Origin of the sequence: Parafrankia sp. FMc2 (assembly GCF_041008525.1) — a bacterium.
GTDB lineage: Bacteria > Actinomycetota > Actinomycetes > Frankiales > Frankiaceae > Parafrankia.
Genome location: NZ_JBFLUG010000011.1, coordinates 1 through 12,425, shown reverse-complemented (window position 1 = coordinate 12,425; position 12,425 = coordinate 1). Strand labels below are relative to the sequence as shown.

Sequence of the window (12,425 nt, the reverse complement as noted above, 5' to 3'; positions counted from 1 at the left end):
GCCGTGAGCTGGCAGTCAGCAGTGAGCTTTGATGATCACCCGGCCCCGCGGCCTGTGTCGCGGGGCCGGCACCTGTGAGGGGCGCGAAGTGATTGGTGTCGGTGTGCTCGGCTCCCGTGGCCGGATGGGCGCCACGGTGTGCTCGGCTGTCCGGGAAGCGCCGGATCTGGAGCTGGTGGCCGAGGCCGACGCCGGCGACGACCGCGCTCCGCTTGCGAAGGCGGACGTGGTCGTCGACTTCACCCATCCCGACGCGGTCATGGACAACCTGCGCTGGGCGGTCGCCAACGGCGTCCACGCCGTGGTGGGCACGACCGGGCTCGACGGCGACCGCCTCGACACCGTGCGCGGCTGGCTGGGCGCCGAGCCGTCGGTCGGGGTGTTCGTGGCACCCAACTTCGGCATCGCCGCCGTGTTGATGATGCTTTTCGCCGCCCGGGCGGCACCGTACTTCGAATCGGTGGAGATCGTCGAGCTGCACCATCCCGGCAAGGCGGACGCGCCCAGCGGCACGGCACGGCGCACTGCCGAGCTCATCGCCGCCGCCCGGAAGTCCGCCGGACTCGACCCGGCCGGCCCGGACGCGACGACCTCGGCGCTCGACGGGGCCCGCGGGGCCCGTGCCGCCGGCGTGCCGGTGCACGCCGTCCGGCTCGCCGGGCTGGTCGCGCACCAGGAGGTGCTTCTCGGCGGTGCCGGCGAAACCCTCGCGATCCGCCACGACTCGCTCGACCGCGCCTCGTTCATGCCGGGCATCCTGCTCGCGGTGCGTCAGGTGGCCGCGCATCCAGGGCTGACCGTGGGCCTGGAGAGCCTTCTCGACCTCGGCTGAGCCAGGCCGGACCGGGGCCCACGCACCGGTCCGGGGCCGGGTGTCGCCAAGCCGTCACCCGGTCCGCTGTCCGCCGCCGCCCACACGGATGGATAGGTTTCGGGTGTGGCACGACAAACGGGTGGCCGGCCGGCCAACACGGGGACCGTCTTCGGCATCGACCTCGGGACGACCTTCAGCTGCCTGGCCAGGGTGTCCGCCTCCGGCGACCCCGAGGTCATCCCGCTGATGGACGGGTCGACGATTCTGCCCAGCGTGGTGCTGTTCGTCGGCCGCGACGACTACATCACCGGTGAGACCGCCCGGCGCCTCGCCCGGGCCCGGCCCGACGACGTCTGCTCGCTTGTCAAACGCCGGATGGGCGACCGTGACTGGCGGTTCGTGACCCACGGGGCGGCCTGGTCGGCGCCGGCGGTCAGCGGGCTGATCCTCAAGGCGCTCGTCTCGGACGCCGGGATGACCGCCGGGGAACCGGTCCGGGACGCCGTCATCACCGTTCCGGCCTACTTCGGTGACGAGGAGCGCCGGGCCACCGTGCTGGCCGGCGAGTACGCCGGGCTGAACGTCGTCGACGTCATCAACGAGCCCACCGCCGCCGCGCTGTCCTACGGGTTCGCCCGGTTCGAGGTCGCGGGCCGGCGCACCCTTGCCGGGCCCGGCGTCCTCACCGAGGAGGTCGCCCTCGTCTACGACCTGGGCGGTGGAACCTTCGACGTCACCATCGTCGAGCTCGCCGACCGCCGGGTCTCCGTCGTCGCGACCGACGGTGACCACCAGCTGGGCGGGGCCGACTGGGACGAGAAGATCGTCCTGTTCCTCACCGACCGCTTCCTCGCCGCCCACCCGGGTGCCGAGGACCCGCTCGACGACGGCGAGGCCGCGCAGGTGCTGCAGCTCGCCGCCGAGCGCGCGCGGCGTGAGCTGACCGACGCGGACTCGACCGTGATCAATGTCAGTCACGGCGGGAGGACGCTGGACGTCACCCTGACCCGGGACGAGGTGGAGAACCTCACCGCGGTCCTGCTCGACCGCACCCTCGAGCTGACCCGGTCGGCGATCGAGGCCGCCCGTGAGCGCGGGGTGCGCGGCGTCGACCGGGTCCTGCTGGTCGGGGGCGCCTCGCGGATGCCGGCCGTGGCCCGGCGGCTGGCCGCCGAACTGTCCGTGCCGGTGGAGCTGAGCGACCCGGACCTGGCCGTCGCGCGCGGAGCCGCGATCTACGGGGAGAAGAAGGCGCTGGAGCGCCTGGTCGCCGCCGACCTCGTCACCCGCGGCCAGCTGGTGGACGGCGCCGCGGTGGACACGGCCGCCCCCGCCGACCTGGACGCCGCGTGCCGGCGCCTCGCCGAGGCCTTGGGGCTGCCCGCGGACCGGGTGCGGCGGACCGTCGAGGTGCAGGTCGTCAACGTCGTCTCCCGGGGCTTCGGGGTGCTGGCGCTGGACCGTTTCGGCGATCAGCGGGCGGTGTTCCTCGTTCACCGCAACGACCGGCTGCCGGTGGCCGTCCGCCGGCTGTTCGGCACCGTGCGCGACGACCAGGACGCGGTAACCGTCCACGTCGTCGAGCAGGCCGGGGGCGTCGAGTCCGCCCGCGTCGATGACAACAAGATCATTGCCAACGCGGAGATCACCGGCATTCCACCGGGCTATCCGGCCGGTACTCAGATAGAAATCATGTTCCGGATGGGGTTCGACGGCATCCTGGAGGTGACGGCACGCCACGAGGGGCTCGCCGACCGGCCGCTGACGGTTCGCATCGAGACGTCCGCGGCTCTGAGCCAGGCGGACGTCGCGCGCGAGCGGGAGCAGGTCGCCCGAGCCCGCCGTGAGCGGGGCACGGATCCGGGCGCCGGTGGCGACCCGCTCCGCAAGAAGCCGCCGGACGCGGAGCAGGGCGGGCTCGGCGGCCCGCCCGGCTGGGTGTAGCCGGGCCTGGGTGCCAACCGGCAGGGCGCCCGACAGAGCGCCCGACAAGAACGGCCGGAGAGCGCGACGCCAGAGAGGGAGACCACCGTGCTGCCCTTCGACTCGAACGACTACCGGCGGCGGGTGCTCGCGGCGCTCCACGCCCGCGGCGGGGCCGAGCAGAGCGACCCCTTCGAGATCTACGACATCCCGGTCGTGGAGGCGCCCCGGCTCGGTGACGCGGAGGTCCGCGCCCGCCTGGACGAGGTCTGGGCCTTCTGGCAGCGCAGCCGGGACCATCCCCGCTACCGTGGGGTGATCATCGCCCTGCTGGGTCTGCACGACGAGCTGTCGTCGGCCCTGGCCACCGCCGCGTCCCGCGCCGACCTCGCCGAACGGGTCACCGCGGCCCGCGCGGCCCGGGACAGCGAGCGCTTCGCCGAGCTCGACGCCGCCGTCCGCCGCCTGGTGAGCCGCTTCGGCGGCCTGCCCGAGGACAAGGTCGCGGCACTGCGTGCCCTGGCCGCCGCGCAGGGCGTCGACGAGGCGGCGTTCGCGCAGCGCATCCGCCGGTACCGGCTGCTCCCCGCGGGCGCGCCGGAGCGGGCGACGTCCGGGCAGGCCCGCCGGGCCGTGCCCGCGGAGGTGATCCGCCAGATCCGCGCCGATCTCGACGAGCTCGGGCGGATCGCCGGGACCACCCCGCCGCGCAGTCTGTTCGATCTGCTCGGGGTCTCCCCGGGAAGCACCCGAGAGGAGATCCGGGCCGTCCGCGACGCGGCCGCGGCCCGCAACCGCGAGCGCCGGCCGGACCGGCGGCGCGCGCTGTTGGACGACCTGCTGACGGCCGTCCGTTCGCTCCTCGTCGAGGGTGACCCGGAGGCCTACCTCGACGCCCTGGTCGAGCCGGTCAGGGCGGCGCTGCGATCGCGGGTCGCCACCGCCGTCCTCATCGAGGACCGTCTGCTCGCGTCGGCCGCCGCGGAGTTCGTCGCCCACGCCGAGGCGGAGGGCCTCGACCCGGCCCGGGCCCGGACGGTCGTCGCCGACCTCGCGCGTGAGAACGGCGTGGAGGCACCCGACGTGGCGTACACGCCGCGCCGGTCCGGCGGCGCCGGCGGTGGTGCGGGTGCCGGTGCCGCCGAAGGCGGCGGCGTGGTGCCGCCCGGGCGGGACGTGCCGGCTCCCGCGCCCGGCCGTACGCGTGACTGGCAGGCCCTGCTTTCCCGGGCCCGGGCCGCGCTCCGGGCCGGACGGCCGATCGAGGCCAGTGACGAGATCTCCCGGGCGCGCGAGGCGGCAGGGGAGACCCTGCCGCCCATCCGGGCGCTCGGCGACGAGGTGGAGCGGGTCATCCGGGCCGCGGGGGAGAGCTGGCGGGTCATCGTCGCCGAGGCCGGCGCCGACCGACACCGCGCAGTCGCCCGCCTCACCGAGGACCTCGCCCGGGTCGCGGCGGACGTCCCTGGTCCAGGCGGACGGGTGCTCGACGAAGTACGTGCGACGGCACGTGCGCGCTGCGCCCAGGCGGACGAGCTCGTCCGCCGCGCGCGTGAGGCACCCGGGCCGGAGCGGATCCAGCTGGCGCGGGAGGCGCTGGCCGCGGTGGCAGATCACGAGGAGGCACACGGCCTGCTCGCGGACAGCCCGGACGCCGACGCCGCGCTGCGGCCGGCTCGGCCGGCCAGGCCGGCTCGGCAGCGACCGGCCGCCGCCCCGGGTGACGGTTCGAACGAAGGTCCGGGCGAAGGTTCGGGTGAGGGCTCGGGCGGGCGGCCGGAGCCGGAGCGCGGGCAGGCCCGGGTCCCGGAGCAGGAGCGGGTGTCGGCGGACGACCGTCCGGCCCCTGCCGCCGTTTCGTCTGCCGTCGTGCCATCCGCCGCCGAGGCGCAGGTCGTCGAGGCGCCGAGCGGGGTGTCCGCCCGGTGGGACGGCGCGTCCGTGGTCGTCAGCTGGCGTCCGACGATCACTCCGGGTGATGTCCGGTACCGCATCCGGCGGATCACCGCGGACGGCAACGCCCGCGCGGTGGGTGTCACCGCCGCCACCTCGATCGAGGACGGCGGCGTGTACCGCGGGTCGTCAATCCCCGAGTACGAGGTGATCGCCGGCGTCGGTGGCGTCTGGTCGGCGCCGGCTCGGTGGCCGGAACCGGTGCGTGGCGAGGACCCTGCGCGTGACCAGGAGCGGGTGCCCGAGCCGGAGCGGGCGGCCTCCGGTGCCACCGGGGAGGGCGGCGGGACGCAGGTGCCGGGCCGGCTTCCGCCGGTTCCGGCGCCGGCCGAGGCGCCCGCCACGGCGGCAGGCGCGGTGCCGGTGGCAGAGGCGGTGCCGGCGGCAGAGGCGGTGCCGGTGCCCGACGCGGTGCCCGGCCCGACAGACGTGCGGGTCCCGCCGCCGGGTCCGCGGACCGCTGCCGATGAGCTCGACCCGGCGTCCGACCTGCGGTTGGTGGCGGGGCGGCTGTGCTGGACCTGGCCGTCCGGCTGCACGGAGATGATGGTGACGGCGCGTGCGGATCTGCCGCCCGCCGGCGCGCAGGAGCTCGGCTCCATCACGCGCAAGATCACCAACACGCGGTACGACATCGACGGCGGCTTCGCGCTGCCGGAAGCGCGCCCGCTGCACGTGGCGCTGTTCGCCTGCGTTCGCGCGCATGGTGAGCTGGTGGTCGCGGGCGCGGCGGCCGGGCGCTGCCTGGTGGACGCCGCCGGCGTGCTGGTCGTCATTGCGGCGACGCCCGGTGTGGCCGCTCCCGCCACGGGTGCGTCAGGAGGGGCCCGGACTGCCTAGTGCCGTGACGGACCGGGGTGAACCCGGCCCGTCACGGCACCAGCCGCCGGCGTGTAAGGTTCCGGTCGTGCTTTTCTCGTCTCGACATCGGTGATCGCCGCGCTTTCAGGGTCCGATGAGCGTGTGTGGAGGCCACGCGCGCCCGCAGTGTCGAGAAAGAGGAGTTGTTCCGGCGATGGCCGATGTGCCCGTGGTCCGTCCCACCCCGATCAGCGGATTTCCCGAATGGCTGCCCGACGTGCGGATGGTCGAGCTCCGCTGGCTGGACACCATCCGCGCCACGTTCGAGCGGTACGGGTTCTGCTCGGTCGAGACCCCGTCGGTGGAGGCGCTGGACGCCCTGATGGCCAAGGGCGAGACCTCGCAGGAGGTCTACACCCTGCGGCGGCTGCAGGCAGAGGATGACGGTGACAGCTCGCGCCTCGGTCTGCACTTCGACCTGACCGTTCCGTTCGCCCGTTACGTCGCGGCGCATTTCAACGACCTGGTCTTCCCGTTCAAGCGCTACCAGATCCAGCGGGTGTGGCGCGGAGAGCGGCCCCAGGAGGGGCGGTTCCGGGAGTTCACCCAGTGCGACATCGACGTCATCAACGTCGACCAGGTGCCACTGCACTTCGATGCCGAGCTTCCCCGGATCGTGCACGAGGTCCTTACCACGCTCGGCGTGCCCGCGTGGACGCTGAACATCAACAACCGCAAGGTGCTGCAGGGGTTCTACGAGGGGCTGGGAATCGGTGACCCGCTGGCCGTCATCCGGGCCGCCGACAAGATCGACAAGATCGGGTCCGCCGGAGTCGAGGCGCTGCTGACCGGCCCGGTCGGGCTCACTACGGACCAGGCCCGGGCCTGCCTGGACCTGGCTCACGTGCGGGGGTCCGACTCCGGGGTCGTCGAGGCGGTCGGCCGGCTCGGGGCGAAGTCCGACCTGCTCACCGAGGGCCTCGACGAGCTGGCGCGGGTGCTCGACGATCTGGCGGACCTGCCGCCCGGCAGCGTCGTCGCCGACCTGTCGATCGCCCGCGGGCTGGACTACTACACGGGCACCGTCTACGAGGCGAAGTTCGTCGACGCCCCGGGCTACGGCAGCATCTGTTCCGGCGGGCGTTACGACGATCTCGCGGGGACCTTCATCCGCCGCCACCTGCCCGGGGTCGGCATCTCGATCGGCCTCACCCGCATCTTCGCCAAGCTGGTGGCGGAGGGCCTCGTCGGCGGCGGGCCGGCGAGCCCGGCCCAGGTTCTGGTGGTGATCCCGAGCGACGAGCGGCGGGCGGACGCGCTGGCCACCGCCCGGCAGTTGCGGGCCCGCGGCCTCAACGTCGAGACCTACCACCAGGCGGACAAGCTCGCCAAGCAGATCCGTTACGCCTCCCGCAAGGGCATCGGGCATGTCTGGTTCCCGCCGTTCGGGGACGACCGGCCACACGAGGTGAAGAACATGGCGACCGGGGAGCAGAGCCCGGCGGACCCGGCGGTGTGGTCGCCCGCTTCCTGAGGCGGGCCCGGCCGCGGCCTCGCAACAGGTGGCTGGCCGCGTGGTCCTGGCACACGGCAGGTCCTTCGGCGCGGGCGGTGGCCGCCCGTGCGGGCGATGGCCTTCCACGCGACCGCGGCGCCGGTCGGCGGCGCGGGAGACGGGCCGACCGGCGGTCGCGGCCGCGTGGCAGACGCGGTGCCCGCGCCGCCGGCGTGGAGCTCGACCAGGAGCTGACGGGGGCGGAGACCCCTGGCCGTGCAGCGCCTGCCGGGCGAGCACCGGACCCCCCGCCGACCGCGGCGAGGCGCCCACATCCGGTGTACCACGGTGCGCCGCCGCCTCCACCGCGGTGTTCCGTACGGGTCACCGGACGGGTAAGTGGGTGGCGACACGGGTCGGTTGGGCGGTTCGAACGTAACCGGTCCGGTGCATGCCGATGCCGCCCCGCAGGAGATCGCCACCGGAGGGCCGGGGGCGTGGTGGTCCCCTTGTCCCCGTTCGACTCCGGTTCCTGACGGGCCGCGGAGAGCGGATACCGTGGGATGGCAGTCGCCGGTGCCCGCCGGGCGCTGGTTCCGGCAGTCAGACCGTCGGGGGAAACCGTCAGACCAACGGGAAATCGTCAGGACCGTCGGGGCAACGGGGTGGAGGTCGCTGTGGTGGATGTCGGAGTGCCGGGCGGAGCCGGTGGGAGCGGGGCTGGATCCGGGTCCGGGCCAGGGAGCGGTCCGGCGCAGGCCGGGCTGCGGGTCCAGGTGATCGCCCGCACCGAGTTCCTCCCGCCGGACGACGTCCCGTGGAGCACCGACGCCGACGGCGGCCAGGCGCTGGCCGAGTTCGCCGGGCGGGCCTGCTACCAGAGCTGGAACAAGCCGAACCCGGCGACGGCGACCAACGCCGGCTACCTCCGGCACATCCTCGACGTCGGGCATCTGTCGGTGCTGGAGCACGGGACGGTGTCGCTGTACATCACCGGGGTGTCGCGCAGCCTCACCCACGAGCTGGTGCGGCACCGGCACTTCTCCTACAGCCAGCTGTCGCAGCGCTACGTCCCCGAGCACGACGCGGCCCTGGTCGAACCGGCGGTGATCGCTGAGGACCCGGAGCTGCACGAGCTCTTCACCGAGGCGGCGGCCGCCTCGATGGAGGCGTACGCCCGGCTGCTGGAGGGCCTCGAGAAGCGCTTCGCCGACGTCTCCGCGCCGACGTCACGGCGCAAGCAGGCCCGGCAGGCGGCCCGGTCGGTGCTGATGAACGCCACCGAGACCAGGATCGTCGTGACCGGCAACTACCGCGCCTGGCGGCACTTCATCGGCATGCGTGCCAGTGAGCACGCCGATGTCGAGATCCGCGGCCTGGCGGTCGCGGTGCTCCGAGCGCTGCAGGGCGTGGCGCCGAACGTGTTCGCCGACTTCCGGCTCAGCGCGCTGGATGACGGTACCGAGGTGGCGTCCAGCCCGCTCGTCGGCGAAGGCTGAACCGGCGCCCCGGCCCGGCCGCAAGGGCCCTTCGGCTCGGAGACCGCCGACGTTCGCCTCGCCGGTGCGCGGGCGGAGATAACCAGATTCGTCCTCACAATGGATCAGTGTTCGGGCAGGAGCGCGGCGCACGATGATGGGGTCGAGCGGTGGGACGAGCGCGCGGGCAACGGCGCCGGAGCGGGCCGGGCAGGGGAGGGCAGGCATGGTCGACGTTGCCGAGATCGGCGCGGGGTCCGAGGTGGTGACACCGAAGCCGCTGGCGGCCGACGAACTGCGCCTGCTCGACGCGTACTGGCGGGCCGCCAACTACCTGGCGGTGGGGCAGATCTACCTGCTGGACAACCCACTGCTGGCCGAGCCGCTGCGGGCCGAGCACATCAAGCCGCGGCTGCTGGGCCACTGGGGCACCACGCCCGGTCTGAACCTGATCTACACCCACCTCAACCGGATCATCCGTCACCACGACCTGGACGCGATCTACGTGATCGGCCCGGGCCACGGCGGGCCGGCCATCGTGGCGAACACCTACCTCGAGGGCACCTACAGCGAGACCTACCCGTCCATCACCCAGGACCTGGCCGGGATGCGCCGGCTGTTCCGCCAGTTCTCCTTCCCGGGCGGGATCCCCAGCCATGTCGCCCCGGAGGTGCCCGGCTCCATCCACGAGGGCGGTGAGCTCGGCTACGCCCTCACCCACGCCTACGGGGCCGCGTTCGACAACCCGCACCTGCTGGTGGCCGCGGTCGTCGGCGACGGTGAGGCCGAGACGGGGCCGCTCGCGGCGAGCTGGCACTCGAACAAGTTTCTCGACCCCGTCCGTGACGGGGTGGTGCTACCGATCCTGCACCTCAACGGATACAAGATCGCCCAGCCGACGGTCCTGGCCCGGATCCCGGAGAGCGAGCTCGACGCGCTGATGCGCGGCTACGGCTACGAGCCGCTGTACGTGACCGGCGATGACCCGGCCGAGGTACACCAGCAGTTCGCCCACGTGCTCGACACCGCGATCGAGCGGATCCACGGCATCCAGGACCGGGCGCGCCGGCTCGGTGATCCGTCCCGCCCGGCCTGGCCGATGATCATTCTGCGCACGCCGAAAGGCTGGACGGGCCCGGCGAACGTGGACGGGAAGCCGGTCGAGGGGAACTGGCGCTCCCATCAGGTTCCGCTTTCCGATCCGAAGAACGACACGGCGCACCTCGCCCAGCTCGAGGCCTGGCTGCGCGGCTACCGGCCGTGGGAGCTGTTCGAGGCCGACGGGCGGCTCCGGCCGGAACTCGCGGCACTGGCGCCGGTGGGCACCCGCCGGATGAGCGCCAACCCGCACGCCAACGGCGGCGAGCTGCTGCGCGACCTGACCCTGCCCGACTTCCGCGACTACGCCGTCGACTTCCCGTCGCCAGGGATCGGCTGGAGCGAGGCGACCCGGGTCCTCGGTGGTTTCCTGCGTGACGTCATGCGCGCCAACCCGAACACGTTCCGGGTCATGGGGCCGGACGAGACCGCGTCGAACCGGCTGGGCGCGCTGTTCGAGACCACCGCGCGTGCCTGGAACGCGGAGGTCGTCCCGACCGACGAGGATCTCGCGCCCGACGGCCGGGTGATGGAGGTGCTCTCCGAGCACCTGTGCCAGGGCTGGCTGGAGGGGTACCTGCTCACCGGCCGGCACGGGTTCTTCTCCTGCTACGAGGCGTTCATCCACATCGTCGACTCGATGGTGAACCAGCACGCCAAGTGGTTGAAGACGACGCTGAACATCCCGTGGCGCCGGCCGATCGCGTCGCTGAACTACCTGCTCACGAGTCACGTCTGGCGCCAGGACCACAACGGTTTCTCGCACCAGGACCCGGGCTTCATCGACCACGTGGTCAACAAGAAGGCAGAGATCATCCGCGTCTATCTGCCGCCGGACGCGAACACGCTGCTCTCGGTCGCCGACCACTGCCTGCGCAGCAGGCACTACATCAACGTGATCGTCGCCGGCAAGCAGTCAGCCCTGAACTACCTGCCGATGCCGGACGCGATCGCCCACTGCACCCGCGGGCTGGGCATCTGGGACTGGGCGAGCAACGATCACACCGAGCACGGCGACGGCAATCCGGACGTCGTGATGGCCTGCGCCGGCGACATCCCGACCCTGGAGACGCTGGCCGCGGTCGACATCCTGCGCCAGCACTTTCCGGATCTGAAGGTCCGGGTCGTCAACGTCGTCGACCTGATGTGCCTGCAGGACGAGGCAGAGCACCCGCACGGCATCTCCGACGCCCGGTTCGACGCGCTGTTCACCGAGGACCGGCCGGTCATCTTCGCCTACCACGGCTATCCGTGGCTGATCCACCGGCTCACCTACCGCCGCCGCAACCACAACAACCTGCATGTCCGGGGCTACATCGAGGAGGGCACGACCACCACGCCCTTCGACATGGTGATGATGAACAACCTCGACCGTTACCACCTGGTCGTGGATGTGATCGACCGGGTGGAGAGCCTGGGCGCGCGGGCCGCGCACGTCCGGCAGCGGATGGTCGACGCGCGCCTCGCCGCCCGCGCCTACACCCGTGACCATGGAGTGGACGACCCACGCATCCGCGACTGGGTCTGGCCGTACTGAGAGCGGATCCAGAATGACCAGGGCCACGGACCGGGCGGGCGCCGCGACGGCGGGAGCGCCGTCCGCCCCCGCGTCGGCGATGCCTCCCGACAGGCCGGGGAACGTCCTGGTTGTCAACGCGGGGTCGTCCAGTGTGAAACTGCGCCTGCTGGCCCCGGATGACCAGGTGCTGGCCGCACACGACCTGCGGGCCGCCGCCGGCCGGCCGGACCCCGACGAGCTGGAGCGGGCGGTCGAGGAGCTCGCGCACGCCGGTGAAGTCGCGATCACCGGTCACCGGGTGGTGCACGGCGGATCGGTCTTCACCGACCCGGTCCTGGTCGACGACGAGGTGGAGGGGCAGCTACGGGCGCTCGTCCCGTTGGCGCCGCTGCACCAGCCCGCGGCGTTGGCCGCGCTCGCCGACGTGTCGGCGGCTCTCCCCGGGGTGCCGCGGGTCGCCTGTTTCGACACCGCGTTCCACGCACGGATGCCGCCCGAGGCCTTCACCTACGCGGTGCCGGCGCGCTGGCGGGAGGAGTACGGGGTGCGCCGCTACGGCTTCCACGGCCTCTCCCACGCCTACGCCTCGCGCCGCGCCGCCGAACTGACCGGTGCCCGCCGGGTGGTCACCGCCCACCTGGGCTCGGGCGCCTCACTGGCCGCCGTCCGCGACGGTGTGAGCATCGACACGACCATGGGCTTCACCCCGCTGGAAGGAATGGTGATGGCCACCCGGTCCGGGACGGTGGACCCCGGCCTGCTGCTGTGGCTGCAGACCGAGCAGGGGATATCCGCCGAGGAGCTCACCGACGCCCTGTTCCACCACAGTGGCATGACCGGCCTGGTCGGCTCGGCGGACATGCGGGCCGTGCTCGACGGAGCCCGGCGCCCGGGCAGCCCGGAGGCGCTGGGTCTCGCCGTGTACCTGCACCGGCTGCGCGCGGAGACGGCCGCGATGGCCGCCGCCCTCGGGGGGATGGACGCACTGGTCCTCACCGGCGGGGTGGGTGAGCGCGCCGCCCCGGTTCGGTCGGGCGCGGCGGCCGGGCTCGGCTTCCTGGGAGTCGCGATCGACGAGGCGCGCAGCGACTCCTACCAGCGCGGAGACCTGGAGATCAGTGCTCCCGGCGCACCCGTGCGCACCCTGGTCATCGAGGCTCGCGAGGACATCGAGATCGCCCGCGCCGCGCGCGCCTACCTGCCGGCCCGCCCCGGAGGCTAGCCGGGTCTTCCGCACATGGGGATTCGATGCTTCGACCTGCCTGACTGGTGATCAAGGTGGTCGGGTCGGGTCGACGCCGAGGATGTCGAGGAGGTGTTGGTGAAGGTGTGGTGGGCGGGGGA

At 73.1% G+C, this 12,425-nt stretch carries 7 protein-coding genes; all 7 read left to right on the top strand.

What is annotated here, in order from left to right; all coding sequences use genetic code 11:
* Nucleotides 1-88 precede the first annotated feature (88 nt).
* The 7 genes from dapB (at nucleotide 89) to AB1460_RS06365 (ending at nucleotide 12,303) form a co-directional block, all read left to right on the top strand.
* Complete coding sequence (gene dapB, locus AB1460_RS06395; protein WP_368959680.1) at nucleotides 89-832, top strand: 4-hydroxy-tetrahydrodipicolinate reductase; 744 nt, start codon at nucleotides 89-91, stop codon at nucleotides 830-832.
* Nucleotides 833-937: 105 nt separating this feature from the next.
* On the top strand, nucleotides 938-2,758 hold the full coding sequence (locus tag AB1460_RS06390) for an Hsp70 family protein (protein ID WP_368959679.1): 1,821 nt from the start codon (nucleotides 938-940) through the stop codon (nucleotides 2,756-2,758).
* Nucleotides 2,759-2,845: 87 nt separating this feature from the next.
* Nucleotides 2,846-5,530: a hypothetical protein gene (locus AB1460_RS06385; RefSeq protein ID WP_368959678.1), complete on the top strand. Its 2,685-nt coding sequence runs from the start codon at nucleotides 2,846-2,848 to the stop codon at nucleotides 5,528-5,530.
* Between the two features lie 175 nt (nucleotides 5,531-5,705).
* The gene (gene hisS, locus AB1460_RS06380; RefSeq protein WP_368959677.1) at nucleotides 5,706-7,025 is read left to right on the top strand and encodes a histidine--tRNA ligase; all 1,320 of its coding nucleotides are present in this window, start codon (nucleotides 5,706-5,708) and stop codon (nucleotides 7,023-7,025) included.
* A gap of 725 nt (nucleotides 7,026-7,750) precedes the next feature.
* Nucleotides 7,751-8,485, top strand: coding sequence for an FAD-dependent thymidylate synthase (gene thyX / locus AB1460_RS06375; RefSeq protein WP_368959742.1), 735 nt, complete (start codon nucleotides 7,751-7,753; stop codon nucleotides 8,483-8,485).
* 205 nt (nucleotides 8,486-8,690) lie between these two features.
* Entirely contained in the window at nucleotides 8,691-11,099 is a 2,409-nt protein-coding gene (locus tag AB1460_RS06370) for a phosphoketolase (protein WP_368959676.1), read from the top strand.
* Between the two features lie 79 nt (nucleotides 11,100-11,178).
* Entirely contained in the window at nucleotides 11,179-12,303 is a 1,125-nt protein-coding gene (locus AB1460_RS06365; protein WP_368959741.1) for an acetate/propionate family kinase, read from the top strand.
* The last annotated feature ends 122 nt before the right edge of the window (nucleotides 12,304-12,425 follow it).